We start from the raw sequence: 13,118 nt of genomic DNA on the forward strand, positions 1-13,118 counted from the left end.
TCCGAAAAGACGGTGAAGCCATCAGAAACGATCAGCGCCGTTTCCGGTTCCCTGCACGTAACGAATTCAGAAGATTTCGATATGACTCTTGAAGCCCATCATAACGGCATCCCGTAAGTTCACCTGCCCGTTTGGGTTATGGTAATATTGGAGATCAGGCTCGAACGTCATCGCACGGCCGATTGCGAACGTGTAGTTCAGCTCTGCAACTTCCTGATGCGTCTGCAAGCCCGTCGCCCGATAAGGCAGAGACTTGCCGGCAGCCAGAAGAATCCGTTCAGTTCTCTGCACACCTGACGCGATATGAACATACGAGACCGCCAGTCCGATCGAGTCTGACGGTCGGGCAGCCCAGAAGCCTTTCCAGGTTACTCCCAGATAGATCTGCCGGTCCCTGAGTGCAGTCCGCGGCTCGTTCAGTACAACGCCCCCCATAAGCGTGACACCGCCCTGTGGGTTAATTCTGGAGCCTTTGATGCGCTGGTCCACCATCAGCCAGGTGGACCATGAACCGCTATGGCGGGCAGCAGAATATCCGCTATCTGCATACGGGTTTCCCAACGTATCCAGAAAGTTCTCAGACCGCCCCATCGTCTCCACGGCTATGCCAAGTTTGTAATGGCCCGGATACGCCAGCTCTCCGGAAGGGCGACGGAAGATGGGCTGCCATCCGATTTCTACGGGAAAGATTTCACCAACAATATTCGAGCCATTCAGCTTGAACCCTGTTCTGTGCTGCGCGACCGAATAAATGCCCTCTTCCGCAAAATAGACACCCGTCTCGACATAAACATCCCGCCGCCAAGGCCGCCCCCTCACACGCAACGCCCAGACAGACGCCGGATAAGAGCTATAATAGGCACTGTCAGAAGCACCTTTGGGCCGACCGCAGAAGCTATTGTTCACGAAGGAGCAAAACACAGTACCGGCGGCAAAATCCGAAAGCTGGGACATACGGCCCGCTGCGATTGCCAGTCGGTTCTGGAACAGGTGCTGCTCCCCATATGCCATCACAAGATGCACGACGACGTTTCCGCCACCACCGTAGGTTTCCTGACTGTGAGCGAGCCAGTCTCCAAACATGCGGTTAGCCGTTGTGCCGTAGCGTCCTATGAAAATCACATGAGTCGCAAAGCCCTGAAGCTTCGCCAGACGGTTCCAATCCGTGACAATATTCAGAGCATACTGTCCGGCATTAGACGCGCCCTGCTTGTAACCATACCCTTTGGTCGGAGCCGTCACGGCGCCCATCATCTCGTTCATATTGTCGAACTGGGCAATCGTTCCATGGCGCCTCAACCAACCATGAGCATCATTCACAAAAGGAAAAAGCGAAGGCGGAGCAGACAGATTTCCAGCAAGGTCTTCATAGGCCGACGCTTTGGGCAAAAGCTCCGCAGCCCCTGCTGACAACGGTGCAGCCTCTGTTTCCCCACTGGCCTGATCTGACGCAGTACGTCCTTCGGTCGAAGACGTTTCAGACGCCGGCTCGGCAGCCATGGCGCCACCGGCCGAGGACAGCACACATACGGAAACAGCAACACGCATCATACGCCGCACAACGGCCATGCAGCTTTCTTCCGTATCGCTTTTTACGTGATCGCTTATCGAACTATCACCGCTCAAAAATGAATTTTCCTTGATGTCGCTTCAACCCACCCTGTTTATGCACACGACGACATCAGCTTCCATCCTGCAAATGCTGCCCCCTGCACGGCGTGAACCCTAGACGGGGGATAATATGGATATTGTAAATTTCACAAACCGGAGAAAAGTGCGCTAAAGGGGCCGTCCAGAGGCAGAGTTAACCCGTTTTTTACGAAATATATGTTTGGGTCGTTTTGTTCATAACAAACGGAATTGCCCCACACATGCTGCTTCCATCTCGTCATGCTGTGCGTTGCCTGGGGCTATTGGGGCTGATTCCCGCCCTCTCCGCCTGTAACTCGCTGGCCCAGCTCTCCGAGGTAGGTCGCCCACCCCGCATGACGTCAATCACCGACCCCACATTGGCAGCCAGCTACCGTCCGGTCACAATGCCAATGCCGCCCCTGCGTCCCCCGCCGCAAGAAGCTTCCAGCCTGTGGCGAAGTGGCAGCCGTGCATTCTTCAAGGACCAGCGCGCCTCTCAGGTCGGAGATCTGGTCACGATCATTGTGGATATCACCGATAACGCTGCTTTCAATAACGGCACGACGGCCAATCGGGCAGCAGATGAAAAATTCGGAATCCCAAATCTGTTTGGCATCAAAGGACGGGTGATCAGCGCGGTCACAGGCGCTGACAGTCTGAACACAGCCAGCAGTAGTGATAGCAGCGCGACGGGGAAGATCATCCGGAATGAAACGGTGACACTTCGTCTGGCAGGAACCATCACTCAGGTTCTTCCAAACGGCAATTTTGTCGTGATGGGAAAACAGGAAGTCCGGGTTAACAGCGAGCTACGCGAACTCGGGGTCAGTGGCATTGTCAGACCACAGGACATTACGGCCGACAATACTGTTACTCACGACAGAATGGCAGAAGCCCGCATTTCGTACGGTGGCAGAGGAACCATTACCCAGATCCAGACGCCGCGCTACGGGCAGCAGGTCATGGACTCGGTTCTGCCTTTTTAAACACAAAAAACGCCGGGAATGACCCCGGCGTTTTCCTTGAACTTGTAGTTCTTATCCAGCTCAGTGAGCGGCAGGACGAGACAACAAGAGAGCCCAGAGCTCAGCAACATCCTTTGCAGGACCATTACCGGAAATGGACTCAAAGGTTTTGATGGCATCAGCCTTATGGCCTGCATCCATCTGAGCCATGCCAAATTCGACCTGAGCCAGATCCGGATAGTGCGGATTTTTGCCCAGGCCCGTTTTCATCAGGGCAAGACCCTGATCAGCCTGACCGTTCAGAACGAGATTATAACCCGTTGTCAGAGCAGGACCGGCAGAAGGGTCTGTGGCAGCAGAAGCAGTAGCCTGCGCAAGCTGTGCACGATCGGCAGCAGCACGCTGTGCAACAAATGCGTGGAACTTTGCATCGCCAGCAGCTGTCGGACCGTTACCCAGAGACTTGTTGGCGTAACCCTGATTGAGCAGGTTCAGCGCAAGCTGGGGAAGACCCAACTGCACAGCGCGCTCGCCCATATCCTGATAGTCAGACGGATCCTTCAGGACACCCGTCGCCAGACGCAGACGCTCAACATAGAAAACCAGCGGCGGTGCCAGATTAGGATTTGCGACCAGATCATGGATCAGCATCGCCCAGTAATCAGGCTTGGAATAATACTTTGCCAGCAGGACGTAGGCGTGCGTCTTGGCGTCCGCATCCTTCAGGTTCGTATAAGCCGTGGCAAGCATCTGAAGCTGATTTTCGGCAGGAATCTTACCTGCCTTGATCGTCTCGTCCACCTGCTCCTGAGCAGCCTTAGCCGTTCCCTTCCAGTCACCCTGAAGATAGTAGCACTGGATCAGCATGGTCTGCATGCGCGGATCGGGCCCGTGTTCATGCAGATAGCGCTCGGTCGGCGGAATGGCAGCCGCATAGTTTTTGGCGCCATAAGCCATGGTGGCCTGAGCCATCAACATTTGACCCTTGGCAGCCTTCGGCGTGCGAGAGCTGTTGATGAGCACATCATACGCCTTCGTTGCCGCAGCCACGTTACCGGACTGAGCGGCAACCGCTGCACGCATCTGGGCAATAGTATAGGATTCGTAATCCGTCTTGCCCTTGACCGCATCTGCGGCATCAACCGCAGCCATGGCTTTTTCATAGCTCTTCGCGGCAAGAGCACTCTGCGCCTGCTGAAGATCCTTGCCGACAGCTTGGCCCAGCACATCATCAGCATGGGCAGCAGGCCCAGCAACAAGAGCTGCACCAATAGCGCCAGCCAGCAGAAGGGAGCGGGCGCTCAGACGGCGGTTAAGGGACAAAGACACGAATTACTGTCCTTCCATGAACTGATCCAGACCGACGATACCCAGCTTGGTCACGCCGAGACGCTGAGCGTCAGCCATGACGTGGGCAACCGTTTTATAATCGGCAAGACGGTCAGGATGAATGTGGACTTCAGGCTGATCACCTTCAGCAGCAGCGGCCTGGAAATGGGCCTGGAGTGCTGCTTCCGAGCTGACCGGCTCGCTGTTCCACGAAATGCTGTTGTCGTAGTTGATGCTAACAGTCACCAGCTTGGGCTGTTCGGTAGACGGCGGAGGATTGCCCTGAGGCAGATCGATCGCCACCGAATGTGTCTGCAGCGGGATGGTGATGATCAGCATGATCAGCAGCACCAGCATCACGTCGATCAACGGCGTGGTGTTGATATCGACGATACCTTCGTCTTCGTGCGTGCTGTCCGATCCGACGCTCATGCCCATGACGGCGGTTCTCCAAAAGGGTGACTTGAAAGAGGTTGCCGGACCGTTTTTCTATAACGGCCCGGCAGACCTTCAGTTCGTGTGGGGCTGCTCGGTGATGAAGTCCACGTGAGCGATACCAGCTTCCTGAGCTGTAGCGACCACCTGGCCAACTGCCAGATACTTGGCAGCACCGTCACCACGGATCTGGACCTGTGGCTGAGGTTTCTGCTTAGCCACCTCTACGAGGCGGTTCAGCAGATCCTGATGCGTAGGGACCAGGGTGGTGTTCCAGAAAACCTGGCCATTCGCAGTCACTGCCAGAACAACATTGTTTGGCTTAGTCTGGGTCGGCTGATTTGCATCAACCGGCAGCTTCAGCTTCACAGTATGCGTGGCGACTGGGATGGTGATCAAAAAGATGATCAGCAGCACCAGCATGACGTCGACGAGGGGGGTGGTGTTGATTGCCGACACCACCTCGTCGTCACCGCCGCCTCCTCCGACGTTCATTCCCATAGTATCAGACCCGCTGGCTGGTGGTGATGGTGGTCGGAGCTGACATGCCGCCGTCTTCCGGAGACACGCCGTGACGGAAGCCACCGATCAGGACAGACTGGACGTCTGCAGCGAAGTTGCGAACGCGATCCATAGCGCCCTTGTTACGGCGAACGAGCAGGTTGTAACCCAGAACGGCCGGAACAGCGGTTGCAAGACCAATTGCCGTCATGATGAGGGATTCACCCACCGGACCAGCAACCTTGTCGATGGATGCCTGACCCGCAATGCCGATGGCGGTCAGAGCGTGGTAAATACCCCAAACCGTACCGAACAGACCGACGAACGGAGAGGTGGAACCCACCGTACCGAGGAACGCAAGGCCGCCCTGAAGACGCGTGTTGATGGTGTCGACGGAGCGCCCGATGGACATTTCCGTCCAGGAGTGCAGGTCGATCGCATCACGCATGGAACCTTCGTGGTGCTCTGCAGCAACGATACCGGTTTCAGCGATGTAACGGAACGGAGAAGAAGCCTTCAGGGACGCAGCGCCAGCCTGAACGGACGGCTTCGTCCAGAATTCACGGGAAGCTTCCTTGGAGGCAGCGAACACACGGCCCTGCTCCAGGAACTTCATGACCATGATGATCCAGGTACCAGCGGACATGATGACCATGATGATCAGAACGCCACGAGCGATCACGTCACCATTGGCCCACAGAGCGCCAAGACCGTACGGGTTGCCCTGCGGAGCCGGAGCTTCAGGAGCGGCCGTTGCGCTTTCACCCGGGGTGGCAGCAGCAGCAGGCGTCTGGTCAGCAGGAGCAGCTGCATCACCGGCGGCAGGTGCCGGAGCGCCAGCATCATTCGGTGCAGAAGCAGCAGGTGCAGCAGACGGGTCCGAGGACGGAGCCGGCGGCACTGCCGACGGGTCGGCCGGAGCGGCAGCCGGAGCACTCTGATCAGCCGGTGCAGGCTGAGCGAAAGCGACGGCCGGTGCGATTGCACCCGAAGCCAGGGCCAGCGTCAGAGCCATGGCGCTGGCCCGGACGGCGCGCGCCTTCGTCGGAACGTCAAGAGCAGGAAGGCGGAACAGTCTGGTCATGAACTCCATATCCTCGTTAGAGATGCCCGTTTTAGGAGCTGTCTGGGGTGCCGGCCATATGGGGACCGGCCCTTTTCCTGAACCTCTCCGAACCACCTGATCCGAAGAGGCAATCTTATTGGACTACTGGCTGACGGACACTTAGTCGCCCATCGTGAAGTCAACGTGCAGAATGTGGTGATGCTCGGTAACCGGAGCGCCGTTAACGACGGCGGGCTGGTACCGGGCTCGACGAAGGAAGTCGAGCGCACTTTCCACAAACTCGTGACCACCGGTGGAGCTGACAATCGCGCAGTTTGCCGTGTGACCGTTCGGAAGAATGTCGCAGGAAGCCGTAACTTTACCTTCACGGTTCTCTTCCTGGGCTTCCTCCGGATACTCCGGCTTGGCGCCGTTGATCGGAGACGCGCCAGCCGTGTGATCAGGCACTGCCGGAGCTGGCGGACCCTGCGGAGGAGCCGGAACAGGCTCAGGTGCAGGCGTCGGGCTCGGCGGAACCGGATGCGGCGGCTTGGCGTGTGTGACCCGCTGGATCGCCTTGGGTGGCGGCGGAACACTGATCTTCGGCGGCGGAATATACGGCGGCGGCGGCTGTTCCATCTGCGGCGGCGGCGGAGGTGGTGGTGGCGGAGGCGGCTTAGGCTGCTCCTTGATCACTTCCGTCTTGATGGGCGGCTTTTCGTGGACGAGTTTGCCCACAGCACCGCTCATGAGCGCATAGATTACCGCGCCCATAGCCAGCACGGCCACGACGATCGCGACAATATAGTCCGTCGGCTTGCGCTGCTGTGCGGCGTAGCTCTTCATGTCGAAACCTTCTTACCCCTCACTGACACCGACAATGGATCCACACCTGTACGGTGCGAGATCTCGACCTTGTGTTTGCATCGAGTTCCCTCACCTCACGGACGTGTGATTCGTCTCATGTCGTGAGAACATACCCGATATGCTGATTGGGCAGCCTTCGGGCCATGGTGTCAAGCTGATTATTGCCTGTCCCGAAACGAAAAATTCTCATCTTTCGATCGTCTGGCGCCAATATTCGCAGGAGAGCGGGCGAAAAAGTACACTTTTCCGCTTTTTTTCTGCCTTCAGAAAATCAAATTTCCAAAAACTGTAACAGAATTATAACAAGAAGGCCGGGACAGCGTATTAATTACGCCGCCCCGGCCTTCCAGTTTCGTTTTAATGCGCCAAAGTACTCTTACTGAGCAGAGGCGCTGGCTTCCGATCGTGTTGCCCCAACGCGCTGCGCCAGAGAAGCCGACATGAAGTCGTCCAGGGCGCCGTCCAGAACAGCGTCCGGATTTCCCTTTTCCACGCCTGTCCGCAGATCCTTGACCAACTGATAGGGTGCCAGGACGTAAGAGCGGATCTGATGACCCCATCCGATATCCGTCTTGGCAGCTTCCGTCTGGGCTGCAGCAGCTTCGCGCTTCTGCAGTTCCGCTTCGTACATCCGGGCCTTCAGCATTTCCATCGCCTTGGCGCGGTTCCGGTGCTGAGAGCGGTCCGTCTGGCAGGCGACAACGATGCCTGTCGGGATATGGGTAATACGAATGGCCGAATCGGTCTTGTTAACGTGCTGACCGCCTGCGCCTGAAGCACGGAAAGTATCCACACGCAGATCCGAATCGTTGATCTCCACTTCAATGGAATCATCGACCACCGGATACACCCAGACAGACGCGAAGGACGTTTGACGACGGGCAGCAGCATCGAAGGGCGAGATGCGGACGAGACGATGCACGCCAGCTTCCGTTTTCATCCAGCCATAAGCGTTGAGGCCACTGATCTGAATGGTGGCAGACTTGATGCCCGCCTGCTCACCTTCACTGCTTTCAATGAAGGTCACCTTGTAGCCGTGCTGTTCTGCCCAACGGGTGTACATGCGCAGGATCATCTCGGCCCAATCCTGGGCTTCCGTTCCACCTGCACCGGCATTCACTTCGACGTAGCAGTCATTGCTGTCAGCTTCGCCGGACAACAGGCTTTCGATTTCGCGCTTGTGCACGTCGGCTGCCAGCCCACGCAACGTCGCGATGGCCTCCTGCACCAGATCCGTGTCGTTCTCCATTTCTGCGAGCTCGACAAGTTCCAGCGTGCCTTCAACGTCTTGTTCGATCTGTTCAACGCCCTCAATCTGATTGGCGAGCATGGTTCGCTCGCGCATCAGCTTCTGGGCAGCGTCAGAATCATTCCAAAGGTCTGGGTCTTCCGCGCGGTGGTTCAGTTCCGCGAGGCGTGTTGTGGCGACATCCCAGTTAAAGATGCCTCCTCAGCAGTGCCACCGACTGCTTGATCTGTTCGGAGAGGGCTTCGGTCTCAGCCGACATTATAAATACTCCACTTATATATAAGGTGGTTTGGCTGCCCTCAGTACAGGCCGCCTACACCAATGTCACCATCCGATGCAGCAGGTTTCTGGGCCTGAGGCTTGGCATTCGGGGAAGACCCAACACTCGGCGCGCTGGTGTCTGTCATATCGCTCTCGGAATCCGAAATAACGGCATCCGCACCGGTATCTGCCGCTGTCAGGGCTTCCGTACCAGCACCGAAGCCATGCAGAGCCACCGACGCACCCGGAACCTGATCAGCCTTGAAGCCGTCAGTCGCAGTGATACGGCCGGTGTTGTAGGACGCCAGCGTGATATCGGCCGGAACACGGAAATCCAGCTTCGGCCGGTTGGCGAGCGCCACCTTCATGATCTTGTTCCAGATCGGGCCGGCAATACGGGCACCATCAGCATTCCGTCCGAGCGTTTGTGGCGTATCGAAACCGACCCAGACGATCGTGACGATATCCGGCGAAAAGCCAGCAAACCAGGCATCATGGAAATCCTGACTGGTGCCGGTCTTCCCCGCGATGGGACGGTCAATCCCAGCCCCCGCCATGCGACCTGTGCCGTTCGCAATGACGTCTTTCAGCATGGCTACGATCTGATAGGAGCTGGCTTCACTGGCGAGCACGGGACGGCTGTCTGTAATGGAGGGAACCGAAATGCTCCCGGCAACGGGAGCTGCTGGCGGCGCAGGTGTTGCACCAACTTCAGGCGTGACCGGAGCAATCGTGGGGGATGAAGGATCGGCCGCCGGTGGAGCTGGGGGAGCCTGCAACGTTGTTCCCAACGCCAGACCTGGCGCACGCCAGATGATATTGCCCAGACGATCCTGAACGTCATCCACCAGTGTCGGCGACACTACATGACCGCCGTTTGCAATGGTTGCGTAGGCTGCTGTTTCCTTGAGGACCGTTGTCTCGACGGCACCAAGAGCAGCAGGCAACACATGCGGCATTTCATCCACCAGCCCCGCCTTGATGGCAGTATCTGCAACAGCCTTCATGCCCAGATGGGCGGCCACCCGGATAGTCACCAGGTTCCGGCTTTCACGCAGGGCATCGTGCAGAGTGGTCGGGCCCCAATTGTCGTGTTCGTAGTTCTTGGGATGCCAGTCGCCATATGAGACAGGGGAGTCATCAAACTTCTCGGACGGAGAAATACCCTGCTCCATGGCCGCAAGATACACAAACGGCTTGAAGGAAGAGCCCGGCTGACGCAGAGCCTGCGTTGCGCGGTTGAACTGACTTTCGTGGAACGACCATCCACCAACCATCGCCAGAACACGGCCTGTATGGACATCCATCGTCACGACAGCGCCTTCAACCTGCGGAATCTGACGCAGGGCAACGGAGCCACTTTCCTGCGGTTCAATCATGATGACATCCCCAGCACGAAGCGGGTGCATCCGACGTGCCCACGCGATGTCTGTTGCCAGAAGAGGACCAGTCTTCGCTTGGCCTTCCTCATTCCAGCCAACATGAGTTCCGCCAGGAAGAATGACGCCCAGACGCCACTCCCTTAGCATTCCGGCTGGACCGGAGACCTTATCGAGATTTTCTTCCCAACCTTCTGCGTCAATGCCATCAAGATGGATGACCGGACCACGCCAACCGCCGCGGCTTCGATCGTAATCCATCAGACCTTCATGCAGCAGCTTCGTCGCTGATACCTGAAGGGGCTGATCCAGACTGGTATGAACTTCAAGGCCGCCTTGAAGAGCGCGATCCTGACCATACAAGCTGATGAGCTGACGCCGGACCTCGGCCCCAAACCATTCTGAATCCGGCAAAGGTCCAAACCGCTGCTTCTTCTGCGGGACCAGTGGCTCCTTCTTGTCTTCCTGAGCCTGCTCGCGGGAAATGACACCGTTATCGGCCATCAGATCCAGAACAAGATTCCGGCGCATCAAGGCTGCGTCAGGATGAAGGAACGGATTGTAGTGTGTCGGTGACTTCGGAAGGGCCGCCAGTGACGCGGCTTCTGCATCATTCAGCTGGTCGAGAGGCTTGTTGAAATAGGTCTGGGCCGCGGCGGCGACACCAAAAGAGCCGTTCCCCAGATCCGCCCAGTTCAGATAGATCTCAAGAATCTTATCCTTGGAAAGCACCTGCTCCATTTTTACGGCAAGCAGGGCTTCCTTGATTTTACGATCAAGTGTGCGGGCATTGCTGTTAAGCAGCATCCCACGCGCAACCTGCTGCGTAATGGTGGACGCACCGACAGCACGGCGCCCATGGCGGGCAAAAACGTCCGTTACGCCTGCCCGGGCAATGGCCATTACATCCACACCACCATGGGTGTAGAAATTGTGATCTTCCGTTGCGAGGAAGGCGCGCTTTACCCGATCCGGAATCGCTTCCAGCGGAACGAAAATACGTCGCTCATTGGCAAGCTGAGCCATCAGGCGATCATCAGACGCATAGATGCGACTGACGGTCGGGGGCTGATAGGCCCTCAGGCTGTCCACACTTGGCAGATCAGCCACGAGTTTGGCGTAGGTGGTCCAACCCAAGATACCCGCACCCGCAACACCGACCAGCCCGACACCGGCGACGATGGCAAGAGACTGACGGAAACGGCGGAAACGGGGCCCGCGGGGCACACTGGCCCTGGGGTCCTGCGGATTACGGGAGCGAATGGAACGGCGCGTCATACAAACTGCATAGCACTGAAACGAGCCGTTCGTCGCCCCCACTGAAAAGGGTCATTTTGTGACAGTTTACGGCGGCTCGTGATCGTTATGATCCGGCAGCGGATTTCTTCCACACCTCTTCACCCTGTCGATTCAGAGTAGCAAACTCTTCATCGTTGAGATTCAAGGATGCTGCCCGAACATTAGAGGCCAGATGGGCTCTGCTTCCGGTCCCCGGAATGGGCAACATGACCGGTGATCTTTTCAGGAGCCACGCCAGAGCAATCTGCCCTGCATCTGCATGATGCCTATGCGCGATCTTGTTCATGTCCGTACCGGGCTTGGCCAGTTCTCCGGCAGCCAGAGGCGCCCAGGGAATGAAACCGATGTTTTCCTTGGTACAGAAATCCAGAACATCTTCGGACTTACGGTCCACAAGATTGAAGCGGTTCTGAACCGTCGAGACCGGGAAGTATTTCTGCGCGAGCTTGATGTCCTTCACGCTCACTTCCGACAGACCCACGTGCCGGATCAGGCCTTCTTCGCGGAATTTGGCAATTGCCTCGAACTGCTTTTCTGCCGGGCAGTCTGGTCCAATCCGATGCAGCTGCCAGAGATCAATGTGCTCCACGCCCAGCCGTCGCATGGACATCAACACGCACTGCCTCAGATAGTCCGGATTTCCGACTGGCTTCCAGATATCTGGACCATGCCGTGTCAGGCCGCCCTTCGTCGCAATGACCATCTTTTTGTAAGGATAAAGCACTTCACGGATCAGGTTTTCCGAGACGAACGGACCGTAGGAATCCGCTGTATCAATAAAATCCACCCCGAACTTCGGGAGGCTTTCAAGGGTCTGGACCACTTCTTCATGGTCTGGAGGTTCATCCCAAATGCCCTTGCCGGTAATGCGCATCGCGCCAAACCCGAGGCGGTGGACCTTAAGATCACCACCAATGAGGAATGTACCGGATTTCTTTGCGTCAATCGTAGCCATGGACTCTTTCCTTTCCGATGGACGCAGGATTCAACAGCGCAAAGGCGGAAGGGTTGCAGTCACTATCCCAGCAGGCGCCCGACCATCCGGGCCGTATAATCCACGACGGGTACAATTCGCCCGTAATTCAGGCGCGTTGGCCCGATGACGCCAATGGCGCCCACGATTTTCTGGGCCTCATTGCGGGCTGGCGCGACGATCATGGACACGCCCGACATTCCAAACATTCCGCTCTCACTGCCGATATAGATTCGCACACCTTCCGAAGCGTCCGCCAGTTGCAGGAGCTGAAGCATGGTCTCCTGCGTTTCGAGGTGATCGAACAACATACGGATCGTGGTCAGGCGTTCGATCTCGGTGATATCCGCCAGCAGCTTGCCCTGCCCCCGAACGAACAGCGTTCCGCCATCAGCGTCCCATGTGGCCAGACCACTTTCGATGACGCTGGCCGTCAGAGCGTCAAGTTCATGGCGGTTGACGTCCATTTCCTTGCTGACACGCTCTTTCAGAGTGCCAAGTGTCAGATCCCCTAGGTGGGCGTTAAGATAGTTACCAGCCTCGACAAGGGCAGAATGCGGCAGTCCTGCCGGGGTTTCGATGATGCGATTTTCCACCTGGCCGTCTGAACTGACGAGCACCACAAGAACACGTCCCGGACCGAGCGCAACAAACTCAATATGTTTGAGCGTCGCGTCAGATTTGGGGGCCAGCACCAAACCTGCTGCGGATGACAGACCCGACAGCATGGACGATGCTTCCGCCAGGGTCTCCTGATAGGACCGGCCATGAATTTCCAGCCGGCTGTCGATACTGGCTCGATCTTCGTCAGTCAGGGCGCCGAATTGAAGAAGACCTTCCACGAAGAGTTTAACGCCTTTCTCGGTCGGCAGACGCCCTGCGGACACATGAGGGCTGAACAACAGCCCGGCCCGGCCAAGATCTGCCATGACGTTGCGGATCGTCGCGGGAGACAGAGACAGATTCAAGCGCTGCGCCAGAGTGCGACTGCCGATTGGCTCCCCTGTTTCAACGTATTCCTCAACGATTTCCCGCAGGATCGCAGCTTCCCGTTCTCCCAATCCGGAAGCAAAGGAGTTCGGCATGCGGAAGAAGGATGGGTCAGGTCTGATCATGGTAAAACTGTATGTCGGGGCTGGAAGGCTTCTCGTCAAACGCGGTAGAGGCAGGGCTCGGTTCTGAG

Annotated in this window: 11 protein-coding genes; 1 reads left to right on the top strand and 10 read right to left on the bottom strand. The window is 57.2% G+C overall.

Annotation, left to right across the window (positions count from 1 at the left end; all coding sequences use genetic code 11):
* Positions 1-66: 66 nt before the first annotated feature.
* Positions 67-1,569 carry a carbohydrate porin gene (locus tag M2305_RS05285; RefSeq protein ID WP_264648772.1) on the bottom strand — a complete coding sequence of 501 codons (1,503 nt, stop codon included), beginning with the start codon at positions 1,567-1,569 and terminating at the stop codon, positions 67-69.
* 302 nt (positions 1,570-1,871) lie between these two features.
* Here M2305_RS05285 and flgH point away from each other — a divergent pair, with 302 nt between their 5' ends.
* Complete coding sequence (gene flgH / locus M2305_RS05290; protein WP_046900238.1) at positions 1,872-2,618, top strand: flagellar basal body L-ring protein FlgH; 747 nt, start codon at positions 1,872-1,874, stop codon at positions 2,616-2,618.
* A gap of 60 nt (positions 2,619-2,678) precedes the next feature.
* Here flgH and M2305_RS05295 read toward each other — a convergent pair whose 3' ends face one another.
* The 9 genes from M2305_RS05295 to hrcA form a co-directional block, all read right to left on the bottom strand.
* Entirely contained in the window at positions 2,679-3,926 is a 1,248-nt protein-coding gene (locus M2305_RS05295; RefSeq protein ID WP_211497154.1) for a hypothetical protein, read from the bottom strand.
* Positions 3,927-3,929: 3 nt separating this feature from the next.
* Positions 3,930-4,364 carry an ExbD/TolR family protein gene (locus M2305_RS05300; protein ID WP_046900240.1) on the bottom strand — a complete coding sequence of 145 codons (435 nt, stop codon included), beginning with the start codon at positions 4,362-4,364 and terminating at the stop codon, positions 3,930-3,932.
* Between the two features lie 72 nt (positions 4,365-4,436).
* Positions 4,437-4,862, bottom strand: a complete 426-nt coding sequence (locus M2305_RS05305) for an ExbD/TolR family protein (RefSeq protein ID WP_086633118.1) — start codon at positions 4,860-4,862, stop codon at positions 4,437-4,439.
* A gap of 4 nt (positions 4,863-4,866) precedes the next feature.
* Positions 4,867-5,946 carry a MotA/TolQ/ExbB proton channel family protein gene (locus tag M2305_RS05310; protein ID WP_080951457.1) on the bottom strand — a complete coding sequence of 360 codons (1,080 nt, stop codon included), beginning with the start codon at positions 5,944-5,946 and terminating at the stop codon, positions 4,867-4,869.
* A 141-nt stretch (positions 5,947-6,087) separates the two neighbouring features.
* Positions 6,088-6,753, bottom strand: coding sequence for an energy transducer TonB (locus M2305_RS05315; protein ID WP_046900242.1), 666 nt, complete (start codon positions 6,751-6,753; stop codon positions 6,088-6,090).
* A gap of 397 nt (positions 6,754-7,150) precedes the next feature.
* Positions 7,151-8,282, bottom strand: a protein-coding gene (gene prfB, locus M2305_RS05320; protein ID WP_099213300.1) for a peptide chain release factor 2 whose coding sequence is annotated in 2 segments (ribosomal slippage) — positions 7,151-8,212 and positions 8,214-8,282 — 1,131 coding nt in all. Because the reading frame shifts where the segments join, the coding sequence is not laid out codon by codon here.
* Between the two features lie 40 nt (positions 8,283-8,322).
* A complete protein-coding gene (locus tag M2305_RS05325) occupies positions 8,323-10,941 on the bottom strand; it encodes a penicillin-binding protein 1A (RefSeq protein WP_264648773.1) in 2,619 nt (872 codons plus the stop codon).
* Between the two features lie 85 nt (positions 10,942-11,026).
* Positions 11,027-11,917, bottom strand: a complete 891-nt coding sequence (locus tag M2305_RS05330; RefSeq protein WP_264648774.1) for an aldo/keto reductase — start codon at positions 11,915-11,917, stop codon at positions 11,027-11,029.
* Between the two features lie 62 nt (positions 11,918-11,979).
* Positions 11,980-13,050 carry a heat-inducible transcriptional repressor HrcA gene (hrcA, locus tag M2305_RS05335; RefSeq protein WP_046900246.1) on the bottom strand — a complete coding sequence of 357 codons (1,071 nt, stop codon included), beginning with the start codon at positions 13,048-13,050 and terminating at the stop codon, positions 11,980-11,982.
* Positions 13,051-13,118: the final 68 nt, after the last annotated feature.

Origin of the sequence: Gluconobacter cerinus (assembly GCF_025961355.1) — a bacterium.
Classification (GTDB): domain Bacteria; phylum Pseudomonadota; class Alphaproteobacteria; order Acetobacterales; family Acetobacteraceae; genus Gluconobacter; species Gluconobacter cerinus.

What these genes read in the sequence shown, in the direction of transcription:
- M2305_RS05300 (WP_046900240.1), bottom strand. Translation starts at nt 4,364, where the DNA reads ATGGGCATGAGCGTCGGATCGGACAGCACGCACGAAGACGAAGGTATC.
- flgH (WP_046900238.1), top strand. Translation starts at nt 1,872, where the DNA reads ATGCTGCTTCCATCTCGTCATGCTGTGCGTTGCCTGGGGCTATTGGGG.
- hrcA (WP_046900246.1), bottom strand. Translation starts at nt 13,050, where the DNA reads ATGATCAGACCTGACCCATCCTTCTTCCGCATGCCGAACTCCTTTGCT.
- M2305_RS05315 (WP_046900242.1), bottom strand. Translation starts at nt 6,753, where the DNA reads ATGAAGAGCTACGCCGCACAGCAGCGCAAGCCGACGGACTATATTGTC.
- M2305_RS05310 (WP_080951457.1), bottom strand. Translation starts at nt 5,946, where the DNA reads ATGACCAGACTGTTCCGCCTTCCTGCTCTTGACGTTCCGACGAAGGCG.
- M2305_RS05305 (WP_086633118.1), bottom strand. Translation starts at nt 4,862, where the DNA reads ATGGGAATGAACGTCGGAGGAGGCGGCGGTGACGACGAGGTGGTGTCG.
- M2305_RS05325 (WP_264648773.1), bottom strand. Translation starts at nt 10,941, where the DNA reads ATGACGCGCCGTTCCATTCGCTCCCGTAATCCGCAGGACCCCAGGGCC.
- M2305_RS05330 (WP_264648774.1), bottom strand. Translation starts at nt 11,917, where the DNA reads ATGGCTACGATTGACGCAAAGAAATCCGGTACATTCCTCATTGGTGGT.
- M2305_RS05285 (WP_264648772.1), bottom strand. Translation starts at nt 1,569, where the DNA reads ATGGCCGTTGTGCGGCGTATGATGCGTGTTGCTGTTTCCGTATGTGTG.